General features: G+C 70.7%; 14 protein-coding genes. 5 read left to right on the top strand and 9 right to left on the bottom strand.

Going from position 1 to position 13,533, the window contains the following annotated elements:
- Positions 1 to 17 precede the first annotated feature (17 nt).
- Positions 18 to 1,637, bottom strand: coding sequence for a DUF885 domain-containing protein (locus Vau01_RS40180; protein WP_204004978.1), 1,620 nt, complete (start codon positions 1,635 to 1,637; stop codon positions 18 to 20).
- A gap of 65 nt (positions 1,638 to 1,702) precedes the next feature.
- Between Vau01_RS40180 and Vau01_RS40175 the strand changes: the two genes are divergently transcribed.
- Positions 1,703 to 2,254 (top strand): GNAT family N-acetyltransferase, encoded by a 552-nt coding sequence (locus tag Vau01_RS40175; protein WP_204004975.1) that lies wholly within the window; start codon positions 1,703 to 1,705, stop codon positions 2,252 to 2,254.
- Positions 2,255 to 2,278: 24 nt separating this feature from the next.
- Here Vau01_RS40175 and Vau01_RS40170 read toward each other — a convergent pair whose 3' ends face one another.
- Complete coding sequence (locus Vau01_RS40170) at positions 2,279 to 3,061, bottom strand: D-Ala-D-Ala carboxypeptidase family metallohydrolase (protein WP_204004972.1); 783 nt, start codon at positions 3,059 to 3,061, stop codon at positions 2,279 to 2,281.
- 109 nt (positions 3,062 to 3,170) lie between these two features.
- Here Vau01_RS40170 and Vau01_RS40165 point away from each other — a divergent pair, with 109 nt between their 5' ends.
- The gene (locus tag Vau01_RS40165; protein ID WP_204004956.1) at positions 3,171 to 4,361 is read left to right on the top strand and encodes a winged helix DNA-binding domain-containing protein; all 1,191 of its coding nucleotides are present in this window, start codon (positions 3,171 to 3,173) and stop codon (positions 4,359 to 4,361) included.
- On the opposite strand, the gene Vau01_RS40160 is transcribed toward Vau01_RS40165, so the two are convergent.
- On the bottom strand, positions 4,351 to 5,220 hold the full coding sequence (locus tag Vau01_RS40160) for a glycoside hydrolase family protein (protein WP_239152237.1): 870 nt from the start codon (positions 5,218 to 5,220) through the stop codon (positions 4,351 to 4,353). The genes Vau01_RS40165 and Vau01_RS40160 overlap by 11 nt on opposite strands.
- Before the next feature lie 73 nt (positions 5,221 to 5,293).
- Between Vau01_RS40160 and Vau01_RS40155 the strand changes: the two genes are divergently transcribed.
- A complete protein-coding gene (locus Vau01_RS40155) occupies positions 5,294 to 6,097 on the top strand; it encodes a class I SAM-dependent methyltransferase (protein ID WP_204004953.1) in 804 nt (267 codons plus the stop codon).
- Positions 6,098 to 6,100: 3 nt separating this feature from the next.
- Here the strand turns inward: Vau01_RS40155 and Vau01_RS40150 are convergent, their stop codons facing one another.
- From Vau01_RS40150 to Vau01_RS40130, 5 genes are all read right to left on the bottom strand, one after another.
- The gene (locus Vau01_RS40150; protein WP_204004950.1) at positions 6,101 to 7,579 is read right to left on the bottom strand and encodes an Nramp family divalent metal transporter; all 1,479 of its coding nucleotides are present in this window, start codon (positions 7,577 to 7,579) and stop codon (positions 6,101 to 6,103) included.
- 121 nt (positions 7,580 to 7,700) lie between these two features.
- Complete coding sequence (locus tag Vau01_RS40145) at positions 7,701 to 8,372, bottom strand: hypothetical protein (protein ID WP_204004946.1); 672 nt, start codon at positions 8,370 to 8,372, stop codon at positions 7,701 to 7,703.
- 113 nt (positions 8,373 to 8,485) lie between these two features.
- The gene (locus Vau01_RS40140; RefSeq protein ID WP_204004943.1) at positions 8,486 to 8,728 is read right to left on the bottom strand and encodes a hypothetical protein; all 243 of its coding nucleotides are present in this window, start codon (positions 8,726 to 8,728) and stop codon (positions 8,486 to 8,488) included.
- 79 nt (positions 8,729 to 8,807) lie between these two features.
- Positions 8,808 to 9,128: a hypothetical protein gene (locus Vau01_RS40135; protein ID WP_204004940.1), complete on the bottom strand. Its 321-nt coding sequence runs from the start codon at positions 9,126 to 9,128 to the stop codon at positions 8,808 to 8,810.
- Between the two features lie 94 nt (positions 9,129 to 9,222).
- On the bottom strand, positions 9,223 to 9,483 hold the full coding sequence (locus Vau01_RS40130) for a hypothetical protein (protein ID WP_204004936.1): 261 nt from the start codon (positions 9,481 to 9,483) through the stop codon (positions 9,223 to 9,225).
- A gap of 199 nt (positions 9,484 to 9,682) precedes the next feature.
- Here Vau01_RS40130 and Vau01_RS40125 point away from each other — a divergent pair, with 199 nt between their 5' ends.
- Both Vau01_RS40125 and Vau01_RS40120 read left to right on the top strand, forming a co-directional pair.
- Positions 9,683 to 11,341 (top strand): NAD(P)/FAD-dependent oxidoreductase, encoded by a 1,659-nt coding sequence (locus tag Vau01_RS40125; RefSeq protein ID WP_204004934.1) that lies wholly within the window; start codon positions 9,683 to 9,685, stop codon positions 11,339 to 11,341.
- A complete protein-coding gene (locus Vau01_RS40120; protein ID WP_204004931.1) occupies positions 11,338 to 12,753 on the top strand; it encodes an ATP-binding protein in 1,416 nt (471 codons plus the stop codon). Before Vau01_RS40125 ends, Vau01_RS40120 begins: the two co-directional genes overlap by 4 nt.
- Here the strand turns inward: Vau01_RS40120 and Vau01_RS40115 are convergent.
- Positions 12,731 to 13,507, bottom strand: coding sequence for an N-formylglutamate amidohydrolase (locus Vau01_RS40115; RefSeq protein WP_204004928.1), 777 nt, complete (start codon positions 13,505 to 13,507; stop codon positions 12,731 to 12,733). The two genes, Vau01_RS40120 and Vau01_RS40115, sit on opposite strands and share 23 nt — an antisense overlap.
- Between the last annotated feature and the right edge of the window lie 26 nt (positions 13,508 to 13,533).

Here is a 13,533-nt window from a genome sequence, read left to right as displayed (position 1 = left end):
GGCTTCAGCTGACTCTGCTAGCTGGCCGTGCGCAGCGCGGCCCGGAGACGGTCGAGTCCGACCGGACCCAGGTCGAGCGCGGCCGTGTGCCACCGCTTCAGGTCGAAACCGGGACGCTGCTGCGCCTCGGCCCGCGCCGCCAGCCAGGCCCGCTCGCCGAGCTTGTACGAGATGGCCTGCGCCGGCCACCCGAAGTAGCGCACCACCTCGGCGTGCACCCGGTGCGGTTCGGCCCGGCCGCGGTTGCGCAGGAAGTCGCACGCGTTCCCGAACGTCCAGCGGGAGCCGTCGGGCATCGGCAGATCGAGGTGGACGCCGATGTCGAGCACCACCCGCGCGGCGCGCAACGACGAGCCGGTGAGCATGCCGAGCCGGGTGCCCCGGTCGGTGAACCAGCCCAGCTCGTCGGCGAGCCGCTCGGCGTACAGGGCCCAGCCCTCGCCGTGCCCGCTCACGCCGGTCATCTTCGCGAACCGCGACAGCTTGTCGCCGGCGATGCGGCAGGCGCCGTTCTGCAGGTGATGGCCGGGCACGCCCTCGTGGTAGACGGTGCTGAGCTCGCTCCACGTCTCGAAGCGCGTGCGTCCCCCGGTGGGCCACCAGGTGCGCCCGGGGCGGCTGAGGTCCTCGCTCGGCGACGTGTAGTACGCGGCGCCCGACTTCGACCCGGTCGCCAGCGTCACCTCGACCGTGCGCAGCGGCTCGGCGATGTCGAAGTGCACGCCGTTCAGCTGCTCGATGGCCCAGTCGTGCTTGTGCTGCAACCAGGCCCGGTAGGCGTCCTCGCCGTCGACGTACTCGGACGCGTCGAGCAGCGCCATCGCCTCGTCGATGGTGGCGCCGGGCCTGATCCGGGCGGCCTCGACGGCGAGCTCGGCCTCGATGCGCTCGAGTTCCGCCCAGCCCCACTCGTACGCCTCGCGCGCGTCGAGGTCGGCGCCGAGGCTCATGCGGGCGTGCACGGCGTACCGTTCCGGCCCGACGCCGTCGACCTCGGTGGCCCGCGGCGCGTAGGTGTCGAGGAGGTACTTCGCGAGCTCCGCGTACCCCGCGTCGGCGGCCTGCGCGGCCCGCGCCAGGTCGGTGGCCACCGGCCCGTCGCCGTACGCGCGCACCAGTTCGTCGTGGCTGCCGACATAGCTCTCGGCCTGCGCGGCGCCCTCGACGGCCTGCCGCCGCGCGGCGGGCGTGCCCCGCTCGATGCCGGTGTCGAGCGTCTGCCGGAGCCCGGCCAGCATCAGCGGCACGGCGGCCAACCGGGTCGCGACGTTGCGCCACTGGTCGTCGTTGCCGCGCGGCAGCATCGACGCGTTGTCGTGGACGATGTGCATCGTGCCGAAGAGCGCCCGCAGATCGCGTGCCGGTTCACCCAGGTCGTACCACGCGGCCTGCGATTCCAACCGCTCGCGCAGGTAGGCGGCCGCGCCGCGGTCGGAATCGGTCATGACGCCGGATTCCAGCACCGACAGCTCCGACAGCGTCGAGCGGACGAGGTGCTCGCGCGCCGCGTGCCCGTCGGGACCGTAGTCGGTGGCGACTCGGAACTCGGTCTCGACACCGCGCATCGTGGCGAAGACGGGGTCGAGCGCGGCGAGACGATCGACGTAACGGGAGCAGAGTTCGAAGACCGGCGTCACCCGTAGAACCCTAGTGCAGCGGTTATCCGGTCGCCGCCATACCACGGGGGTAATAGCGTCGGGGGGTGGATGCCTATCTCACCACCGAGCGGCTGGTCCTGCGGTGGCTCACACCGTCTGATGTGGACGATCTGGTCGCGCTCGACAGCGACCCCGAGGTGATGACGTACCTCACCGGCGGCAGGCCGAGCAAGCGGGAGACCGTCGAGCGCACCCTGCTCGACGCGTGCGAACCCGAGGCCGGGTACGGCCGCTGGGCGGCGTTCGAGATCGCCACCGGTGCGTTCGTCGGGTGGTTCGCGCTCACCCGCGACGGCAAGCACCCGCCCGACGAGGCGGAACTCGGGTACCGGCTGCGGCGCGACGCGTGGGGCAAGGGGTACGCGTCCGAGGGCGCGCGGGCCCTGCTGCGGAAGGCGTTCACGGAGCTGGGCACCCACCGGGTGTGGGCGGAGACGATGTTCGTCAACACGCGGTCCCGCGCGGTGATGGAGCGGATCGGGCTGCGGTTCGTGCGGGTGTTCCACGTCCACTTCGACGACCCGATCGAGGGAACGGAGCACGGCGAGGTCGAGTACGAGCTCCGTCGCGACGACTGGCTGGGCGGGCGTCCGTAGCGGACGCCCGCCCGTCGGTCGGTATTACGGGCCAGTGCCCTCGACCGGGTCGATCGACTCGACGAGGGAGCTGGACACGCCGCAGTTGGGTGCCGACCAGAACCGGCTGCTCCGGCGGTCGACGTGGGTGTGGTCGTTGTGGTCCGGGTAGCCCGGGCCGAGAATTCCCGGGAAGCCGTGGTTACGGGCCTGCTGCGCGAGCCGGCACAACGTGTGCGGTCCGGCGCCGAGGTCGACCGCGTCGCCGTAGAGGTGCCGGCTGCTCGACGCGCCGCCCGCGGCGTTGTTGCAGGCCACGCTGCGGAATCCGCTGGTCACCCGGATCTGCTGGTCGCCGAGGGCGTGCCGCATCGCCTGCAGCTTCCACATCGACAGGAGCGCGTTGGCCTTCGCCGTGGCCGCCGACACGTTGCCGCCGGCCCAGGTGCTGTTGCAGTCGTTCAGTTCCGCGTAGCTGAAGTTGACCGGTGTGCAGTCGTCGTCCTGCAACGCGTAGATCTTGGCGAACGTGTTCGGGCCGGCGATACCGTCGTCGGCGAGCCCGTACGCCTGCTGGAACCGCACAACCGCGGCCTTGGTGCCGGCCCCGAACTGGCCGTCGACGGCCAGAACGCCGCCGTAGCCCGGGTATCCGGAGATCCGGATCTGCAGTTGCCGAACGTCCTCTCCCGACGTGCCCTCGGAGAGCTGACGGCCCCAGGTGTAGCAGCCGTCGGCGAGTGCCTTCTCCGGCATGGCGAGGGCACCGACGAACGTTGCGGTTACGGTGAGTAGAAGCGACGCGAACACATTGCCGAGCCGCCGCATGACGCCTCCAGTTCTGCCCCCCATTAGCAGGACCGATTCGATCGAAGTATGGCGATGCGGGTGGTGACCGTCAACCCATCGACCTGCAACGATCGCGATAATCGGTGGCATGCGACGGATCAGTACGGCCGAACGGCGGGCCCGGTTGGGCCGTCTGCACCGGCTCACCGCGACCTCCCGTGCGTCCACTGTGGAGGACGCGACCCGGTCGGTCGTCGCGCTGCACGCCACCGATCCGGCGACGGTGTATCTCTCGCTGCAGGCCCGCGTCCGCGACGTCACCGTGTCCGGTATCGAGCGGGCCCTGTACGACGATCGCACGCTGCTGCGGATGATGGCGATGCGCCGCACCCTGTTCGTGGTGCCGGTGGAGTCGGCGCCGGTGGTGCAGGCGGCCGCGAGCCGCGCGGTGGCCGCCACGCAACGCCGCCGGTACCTCAAGCTGATGGCCGACAACCACCTGGACCTCCCGGCGAGTGACCGCGCCGAATGGCTCGCCGACGTGGAGGCCGGCACGTTGCGGGCGTTGCTGGCGCGGGGCGAGGCGACCGGCGCGGAACTGGCGGCCGACGAGCCACGGCTGCACGCGACCATCTCGATGGCCGCCGACAAGTCGTACGGCGGCACGCAGAAGATCACCAGCTGGGTGCTCAACCTGATGTCGCTCGACGGGCACATCGTGCGCACCCGGCCGCGCGGCTCCTGGATCAGCCAGCAGTGGCGCTGGGCGCCGGCCGACACCTGGGTGCGGGGCGGTGTCGGCGACCTGCCGGTCGAGGACGCGCGGGCGGAGCTGGTGCGCCGGTGGCTGGCCGCGTTCGGGCCCGCACCGGTCACGGACATCAAGTGGTGGACGGGCTGGCCGCTCGGCCAGGTACGCGCGGCGCTCACCGCGATCGGCCCCGAGGAGGTCGACCTCGACGGCGCGCCCGGCGTGATGCTGCCCGGCCCCGATACCGACACAGCCACCGACGCGCCGGAACCGTGGATCGCGCTGCTCCCCGGGCTCGACCCGACCCCGATGGGCTGGGCCGAGCGGTCGTGGTTCCTCGGCCCGCATGCCGGTCCCCTGTTCGACCGCAACGGCAACATCGGCCCGACGGTGTGGTGCGACGGGCGGATCGTCGGCGGCTGGGCCCAACGCCGCGACGGCGAGGTCGTGGTGCGGTTGCTGGAGGACGTCGGTGCCGAGGCGGCCGCCGCGGTGGAGACGGCGGCGGCCGGCGTCACCGCGTGGACCGGCCCGGTGCGGGTGACCCCGCGCTTCCGGACGCCGCTGGAGAAGGAACTTACGGCCTGACGAGTTCGGTACGCAGTTCGTGGCTCTCGTCGGGCAGCCGGGCCTCGTAGTAGATGCGGTAACCGCCGCCCGGCAACGGCACCGCCTCCAGGTACCGCACGTCGGTGACAGGCGTGCCGGGCACGGCCGCGAGTCCGGATCCATCCGGCGCGGCGATCCCGCTGCGCTCGAACCAGTTCTCCGCCGCGCTGGCCCGCCCGTCGTAGGCGGCCCGGCCGTCGGGCAGCACGGTGGTGACGCGCGCGCCACGGGCGTCCCACTCGCCCGTCCGTCCTTCGAGGACGGTGCCGTGCCACTGCCACGCGAGGCCGTCGTCGCTCGTGGCGTAGGCGGTGTTCATCCGGTCCTCCTCGCCCGGAAGGTCGAGGAGGTGGCAGCAGATCCAGGCGTGGTAGCGGCCGTCGACGAGGCGGATGAACGGGTCCTTCACCGCGTTCAGGTCGTCGCCGGGAAACCCGGGCTGGGCGGGTGCGTCGGCGAACCCTGCCGGGTCGGCGGCCTCCAGCGACTCGATCCACCACCGCTTGCTGGCGGGATCGTCGACCGGGCTGCCCATGCAGACCCACATCCGCCACCGGTCCGGCGCGACCTTCACGAGAGCGGGACGCTCCATCCAGTTGGCGCCGAACCGGCGGCCGTCGAGCACCGCCACCGTCGTGAAGGTCTCGCCGTCGGGCGAGCGGGCGACGACGGTCTGGTCGAGGCCGTCGTGCCCGTTGCGTACGCGGTAGGCGAGCACGTAGGTACCGTCGTCGTCGAGCGCCGCGCTCGGCGCGCCGGCCCAGAATCCGGGGCCGGCGGCCGGCGCCGCCGCCACGACGACCGGCGTTCCGGTGCCGGGAACCGGGAAGTCCGTCATGGAGAATCAGCTTACGGCGCAACCTCTGGCCCGCAACGGATCCGGCCGACACGATGGTGCGATGGATGGTGCGATGACCGAACCGGCTCGCAGGGGATTCAGCGGCGAGGTCGCCGAGAACTACGCGCGGTTCCGGCGCGGCTATCCGCCGCCCGTCGTCGACGCGTTGGCCGAGGCGTTCGGGCTCGACCGCACCGACGTGGCGGTCGATCTCGGCTGCGGCACCGGCCAGTTGACGCTTCCGTTGGCGGAGCGCCTCCGCGCGGTGGTCGGCGTCGATCCGGAGCCCGACATGTTGCGCCTCGCGGCGGCGACCGCGCGCGAGCGGGGCGTGCGCACCGCGTCCTGGATGATGGGTTTCGACAGTGACCTGCCGACGCTGGCCGCGTTGCTCGGGCCCGGCGCGGTCGCGGCCGTCACGGCCGCGACCGCCATCCACTGGATGGACCACCGTGCGCTGTTCGCGTCGGCGCGGGCTCTTCTCCGGGACGGCGGGGGAGTGGCCGTCGTCACCAACGGCGATCCGTTGTGGTTGCAGGCGAGCGACTGGTCGCGCACGCTGCGCGCGGTGCTGGCGGAGTGGACGGGCAAGGACGTCGGGTGGGCGTGCGGTACCGACGAGGAGTCGCGGGCGGGCTACCGCGCGGCGATGGTCGACGCCGGTTACGAGGCCGGCGAGACGCGGGTGGAGTACGAGGCCGATCTCGACGTCGAGGGGATCGTCGGCCTCATGTTCTCCGCGATGTCCACAAAGGACGTTGCGGATCCCGTGCGGCGCAACGACTTCGCCGGCCGGGTGCGCGCCGCGTTGGCGCCGCGCACCCGGTTCGTCGAACACGTCACGGTGGTGGTTCAGACCGGCGTGCTCGAAAAATGATGCTCAGAAAGTGATGAGCGGGTCGCCGACGAGATCGGCGACGAAGTTGACGAAGAAGAAGCCGAAGAACAGCACGTTCAGAACGAGGATGACGTAGTGCCACGGCCGCGGCCGGGCCGGCTTCGGCAGCCTGCTGTTGAGGTACATCAACAGGAACGGGTAGATGAGCGCGCCGAGGTTCGACATGTTCGCCGACCACTGCACGAGGTTCACCGGTAGCGCCTGGTGCAGCACCACGGCGATCACGACGATCAGGAACAGCATGAACGGGTAGTAGAAGCGGCGCGGGTCACCCTCGATGAGTTTCCGCAACCGCGGGCTGGTGCCGTGTGCCGCGTCGGTGGTCACCCGCACCATGCCCTCGAAGATGCCGAGTTGCGTGCTGAAGAGGATCAGCACGCCGAGAATCAGCGCGATGTAGAACATCGGCCGCCCGTACTCCTCGTCGAGCACGCCGGCGACGAACGTCGGCACGGTGGCGGGCGTCGGCTTCTCGCCCGAGACCTCGACGGCGTGCGCCATCAGGATCGTCGGCAGCAGCATGCCGAGCATCGCCCCGATGAAGAACACCACCCACTGGTCGAGCAGGAGCAGGCGGTACCACCGCTTCCACATCGACGTGTTGGCCTGGTCGTCGGGGAACGTCACCCCGACCGCCTTCAGTTCCGGCCGTTCGCCCCGCATCCCGGAGATGTAGCCGGTGCGGTAGCCCATGCCGTAACCCTTGTCGCGGTAGTGGCCCATCACGTACCAGTTGAGGCCCGACGCGAGCGCGGTGAACCCGGCGAGCCCGCCGAGTTGGGTCGCGGTGATGCCCTCGGGCGGCAGCGCCGGGGTGACGAAGCCGCGGATGCCGTCCCACCACACGGAGAACGGCACCACGAACAGGTCGATGAGCACGAGGCCGACGAGGATCGTGCCGACCATCAGCCAGTTCGCCAGTTCCAGCGAGCGGCTGATGCGCCGCGCGGCCACCGTGATGAGGAAGACCAGCACCAGCAACGCGATCGCCCAGATCCGGGGCTCCTCCGCGCCGCTGGGCGCCACCTCGCCGTGCACGAGCGCGTACACGCCCTGCCCGGCCGAGGCCGCCCAGCCACCGGCGATGAACGCGAAGATGACGACGAACACCGACAGCGGCACCCAGAGCAGGACGCCGGGTGGAACGCGTCCCCACGCGACCACCGGCGCCTCACCGGTGGCCATGACGTTGCGGGCGATCTCCACGTTGTAGAACGTCTGCAGGACGGCCGAGACGGTGATGACCCAGCCGACCCCGATGAAGCCGTACTGGCCCACCGCCTGCGGGCCGAGCAGCCATTCGCCGCTGCCGATCGAGATGCCGAGGGCGATCAGGCTCGGCCCGATCGCGAACTTGATGATCTGCACCCATCCCAGGCGGGGGACCTTGAAGACCTCTTCCGGTTGCGGCAGGTCGTCGACCGCGAGCGGGGGACGGGTCTTTCCGAGTTGGACTGACATGTTGGCGCCTCCCATGGTGCGCATGGAATACAGCCGGACACCAATGGTCATCCGGCCCGGCGCCACGATCAATAGAAGATGGCCAATACGTTACCGAAGGGTGTCGGCATGGGATGCCGGTTCACCGGGCAGGGCGGCGCCGGCGGTAGAGGAGGACGCCGAAGACCACCGCGAGGCCCGCGAGGGCGATCAGCACCGTCGTGGTCGGACGCCTGCTTTCGGACGCCGCTGGCGTCGTTTCGGGTGCGGCGGCGGTGGTTCTCGCGGCGGGGGCGTTCGTCGCCGTCTCGTCGAACGGGTTGCGGTCGGCGTCGACCGGCATGGTCGGTGGGCGGATCTCTTTCCACGGCAGTTGGTCCGCGGGCATCTCCATCGGCGTCGGCACCGGCAGCGCGATCAGGGCGCCGGGCGCGGCGAGCGTGCCCACCCGGTACGGCTGGAAGTCGCCCTGCAGGCCGACCAGCGTGTAGGCGCCCGCGGCCGGCAGGTAGATCGTGGTGACGTAGTGCGCCGGCTCGGGCAGCGCGATCCCCGTGAACGTGGTGGTGGCGCCGCCCGGGACCACCAGCTGGAGCGCCACCGGGTCGAGGGTGCCCTCGTACGGGTGCGAACCGTGCTGCAGCACCCAGAACCCGATCGTGTAGGACCGGCCCGGCTCGAACCGGTCGGGCACCGGGTCGAGCACCGTGGTCGCCCAGTTACCGGCGTAGGCCGGCCCTGCGCCGAGGATCGCACCGGCCATGCCGGCGCCGAGAACCGTCAGAAGAGCGGCCGCCGCGCGGATCAGTCTCATCGTTGCCCACCTCCACGAGGTGGACACCGCGGCGGCGTGCGGGGTTCCCGGCACCGGCGGGCCGGCCGGCGCTTCCCTTCACCGGCAGCCTGGCGATGCAGTGGGTCGGCGAATCAGCGGGTCGGCGGTTCCCAGTAGTGGTCGTTCTCGACGAAGGCCTCGGCCACGAGGTTCTGCACCCAGTGCATCCGCGTGACCGCGGCCTCCGGGAAGTCGCCGTAGGCCTGTGCGACCCAGGCGGCGCAGCCACGGGCACCGAGTACGCGGAGCGAGTGTTCGATCGCTTCCCGTACGTTTTCCGGGCTGGGATGGTCGGATCGGCGTATCGACGATGCGAAGAGGGCTTCGCACCGCATCGTGTGAAGGTTGACGCGGGGCACTGACCGATGCTCCGTCGCGGCGCACCCTCGAGACATCCGCCAACTCGCGCGGGTCTCAGCTCCAGGTGCGGGAGTCGATGTGGAACCACTGGCCGGCGTCGTCGTCGACGTTGTCGCCGGTGAAGTCGAGGTCCAGGTCGAAGAGGCCGTCGAGGCCGTCGAGGTCGACGTCGTGCGTGCGGGCCGATCCGTCGCAGTGGGTCAGCACGACCGCATGGATCGCGATCGCGTTGCCGCAGACCACGGTCGAACGCTGGTAGATGTGGGTGAACCGGTTGCCGTTGGCGTCGGCCTGCGCCATGCCGACCGGAGCCAACAGCAGCCCGCCGGCCGCGATCGCGGCGACGCCTGACAGCCGGAGAATCTGTCGCTTCATGATGTGCGGTCCTTCCGGGAGAGCTGAAAAACGGACCGGGCGCCCATCACCCGGGTGACGGGGATGGGCGCCCAGCGTGCTTGGCCGTGCGGTCCTACCAGTTGATCGCGTAGGCGCCGCCGTGGCAGCCGGCCGACGCGAACCCGAAGATCGCGATCGAGTTGCCGCAGATGCTGGTCGGGCTCTGGTACACCGACGAGTACTGGTTTCCGTTGAAGAACCCGGCGTTGAAGCCCGAGTACATGCCGCCGCCGCCCCAGCCGCCGCCGTGCGCCGCGGCCGGTGCGCTGAAAGCGAACAGGCCGGCGCCCGTGATGGCGGCGACGCTGACTGCCCGGAGGATCTTCCGCTTCACTTTGTTGCCCTTCCCCGTAATGTGCGCCCGTTTCGAACGCCCGGGAATAGCTAATCCCAACGAGCGAGGCTTCGTTGCAGTTTCGGGGTAATTCATCCGTCTATCAGCAAATCACAGCAAATAGCCCATCAGAGGTCGGTTGTCGATCGACCCGGAGCGGGGGAGACTGGCCCTGCCTGCACATGGAGGAGGCCCCCCTTTGAGCCGTCCGGCGATGCTCACCGTCGACGACGATCCCGCCGTTTCCCGGGCGGTCGCCCGCGATCTTCGGCGCAAGTACGGCGAACAGTTCCAGATCGTCCGGGCGTCGTCCGGCGACGAGGGGCTGGCCGCCCTGCGTGAGATCAAGCTGCGCGGCGGACGGGTGGCCGTGCTGCTCGCCGACTACCGCATGCCCCAGATGAGCGGCATCGAGTTCCTCGAACAGGCGATGGACCTGTTCCCGAACGCCCGGCGGGCGCTGCTCACCGCGTACGCCGACACCGACGCCGCGATCCAGGCCATCAACGTGGTCGACGTCGACCACTACCTGCTCAAGCCGTGGGACCCGCCGGAGGAGAAGCTGTACCCGGTGGTCGACGCGCTCGTCGAGGCGTGGAAGGCGGCCCCCGACCGCGAGGTGTCGGAGATCAAGGTGGTCGGGCACCGGCTGAGCGCGCCGTCGTGGAAACTGCGCGACTTCCTCGCCGCCAACCTGGTGCCGTACCGGTGGTTCACCGTCGACGACCCGGAGGGCCAGCGGCTGCTCGACGCCGCGGGCGTCGGCCGGGAAGCGGTCCCGTTGATCGTCACCGCTGATGGGCGTCCCCTCGCCGCTCCGTCCAAGGCGGAACTGGCCGCGGCCGTGGGCCTCTCGACCGAGGCCAGCCAGGACTTCTACGACCTCGTGATCGTCGGCGGCGGGCCGGCGGGCCTCGGCGCCGCCGTGTACGGGGCGTCGGAGGGCCTGCGCACGGTGCTGCTCGAACGGCGGGCGACCGGCGGCCAGGCCGGCCAGAGCTCGCGGATCGAGAACTACCTTGGCTTCCCCGACGGCGTGTCGGGCTCGCAGCTCACCGAGCGGGCGCGCCGGCAGGCCGGCCGGCTCGGCGCCGAGATGCTCACCACGCGCGACGTCACCGCGATCGAGGCGCGGGGCTCGGCCCGGGTCGTGCGGTTCGGCGACGGCAGTGAGATCTCCGCGCACACCGTGATCCTCGCGACGGGTGTGTCGTACCGGCCGTTGCAGTGCCCGGGCGCCGCCGACCTCACCGGGCGCGGCGTCTACTACGGCTCCACGGTCACCGAAGGGGCCGCGTGCAAGGACAGCGACGTGTACATCGTCGGCGGGGCCAACTCGGCCGGGCAGGCGGCGGTGTTCTTCTCGCAGTACGCCCGCAGCGTCACGATCGTGATCCGGGGCGAGTCGCTGGAGCGCTCGATGTCGTACTACCTCATCCAGCAGCTCGGCGCGATCGAGAACGTCAGCGTGCGCACCTGCACCGAGGTGGTCGGCGCGCACGGCGACGGGCGGCTGGAGTCGCTGACGCTGCGCTGCTCGAACGACGGCACCCACGACCGGGTCGAGGCCGGCTACATGTTCGTGTTCATCGGCGCCGAGCCGCGCACCGACTGGCTCGGCGACGCCGTCGCCCGTGACTCGCGCGGGTTCGTCTGCACCGGTCCCGACCTGATGCTCGACGGGAAGCGGCCGAGCGGCTGGGACCGCGACCGCGACCCGTACCACCTGGAGACCAGCGTGCCCGGGATCTTCGCGGCGGGCGACGTACGGTCGAATTCGGTCAAGCGGGTGGCCTCGGCCGTCGGCGAGGGCGCGATGGCGGTGACGCTGGTGCACCGGTACCTGGAGGCACAATGACTCCCGATGAACTGAGGCAGCTTTTCCTGTTCGAATCGCTGTCCGACGAGAAGCTGCAGTGGCTCTCGGAGCAGGGCCGGGTCGAGGAGTTCCCGGCCGGCGACGTGCTCCGCGAGGGTGAGCCGGCCGAGCTGTTCCTCGTGCTGCTCTCCGGCACGGTCGCGCTGAGCCGGCGGGTCGGCCAGGGCGAGGTCGAGGTGAACCGGACCGACCACGCCGGCTCCTACATGGGCGCCACCCAGGGTTACCTGGCCGACGACCAGTACGGCCGCGTCTACACGATGACCGTGCGCGCGATCACCCCCGCGCGGTTCTTCGTGCTGCCCGGCGACGCCTTCGGCCACATGGTGCGGGAATGGTTCCCGATGGCCATCCACCTGCTCGAGGGCCTGCTGTTCGGCATGCGCAACTCGCAGGCGATGATCGGCCAGCGCGAGCGGCTCAGCGCGCTCGGCTCGCTCACCGCGGGCCTGATGCACGAGCTGAACAACCCGGCCGCCGCCGCGGGGCGGGCCACGGTCGCGTTGCGCCAGCGGGTCGCCGGCATGCGGCAGAAGCTCGGCAAGCTCGCCGACGGCCGCGTCACCCAGGAGCAACTGGTGGCACTGACCCAGTTGCAGGAGTCGGTGATCGAGCGGGCCGCGAAGGCGCCGTCGCTGTCGGCGATCGAGGCCAGCGACCGCGAGGACGAGCTGTCCGACTGGATGGACGAGCAGGGCGTCTCCAACGCGTGGGACCTCGCACCGATCTTCGCCCAGGGCGGCATGGACATCGAGTGCCTGGAGGAGATCCGGGAGACCGTCGGCGACCCGCTGCTGGTGGAGAAGTCGTTGCAGTGGCTCGCGTACGCGCTCGAGACCGAGCAACTGATGACCGACATCGAAGACGCCACCGCCCGGGTGTCGTCGCTGGTCGGCGCCGCCAAGCAGTACTCGCAGATGGACCGCGCCTCGCACCAGTGGATCGACGTGCACGAGGGCCTCAAGAGCACGCTCATCATGCTGAACCACAAGATCGGTGACGGCATCACGGTGGTCAAGGACTTCGACCGCACGCTGCCGAAGATTCCGGCCCACCCGGCCGAGCTCAACCAGGTGTGGACCAACCTCATCGACAACGCCGTCCACGCGATGAAAGACGGGGGGACGCTCACCATCCGCACCGCGCGCGAGAACGACTGCCTGTTGGTGGAGGTGCGCGACACCGGCACCGGCATCCCGGCCGACATGCTCCAGCGGGTGTTCGAGCCGTTCTTCACCACGAAACCCGTCGGCGAGGGCACCGGGTTGGGGCTCGACATCTCCTACCGGATCGTGGTCAACCGGCACCGCGGCGACATCAGCGTCACCTCGTCGCCCGGTGACACGCGGTTCCAGGTGCGGTTGCCGCTCACCGAGTCCCGAGACGATTGATCAGGTCCGTCAACGCGGCCACGACGGCGTCGAGGCCGTCGTGGGGCGGGCCGCCGGGTTCGCGCATGTAGGTGTCCCGGCGGATCTCGATCATGATCGCGGCGACGCGGCTCTCCCGGCGGTAGTGCTCGAGCGGAACGTAGCAGCCGCTGAACGGGGTGTTCTCGGCCGTCTCCGGAAACGCTTCGCGGGCGGCGGCGAGCAGCTCGGGCGGTGTGTGGAACGGGTCGGTGCCGAGGCAGACGGCCGGCCGCGCGCCGTGCCGGTGCAGTTCGTACGGCAGGGCGCGGCTCGGGTACGAGTGCACGTCGACGAGCGTCACGGTTCCGGCGGCGGCGAGGCGATCGTCCACTGTGGACGTCATGGCCGCCGCGTAGGGGTGGAAGTACGCCGCGAGGAGGTCGGCCTCGTGGTCCCCGTCGTCGGCCCGGAGCACCTCGCCGTGGGTGGTACGCGTGTAGACGGCGCCCATCCCGACGGCGGCCATCTCCTCCCGCTCGTCGGGAAAGCGTTCGGGATCGACGACCACCCGCGAGAGCCGGTTGACGAACCGGTGCGGCCGCACGTCGGCCCGGGCCGCCGCCAGCTCCGCGATGAGGTCGGTGTGCGCGTCGGTGATGTGCCCGAGCTCGGCGGCCAGTTCGGCGTCGCCGAGCAGGATGTGATCGCGCGCCGACGCCGGCACGTGGGTCGACGAGTGCGGCACGTGCAGCAGCACTCCCGACGCCGGCTCTCCCGCGAAAATTTCGTACACGGTCGCGATTCTGACACCTTTGCAAC

The organism is Virgisporangium aurantiacum, from assembly GCF_016863635.1.
GTDB lineage: Bacteria > Actinomycetota > Actinomycetes > Mycobacteriales > Micromonosporaceae > Virgisporangium > Virgisporangium aurantiacum.
Note: the sequence above shows the minus strand (reverse complement) of the source record. Positions and strands in the feature narration are given on the sequence as shown.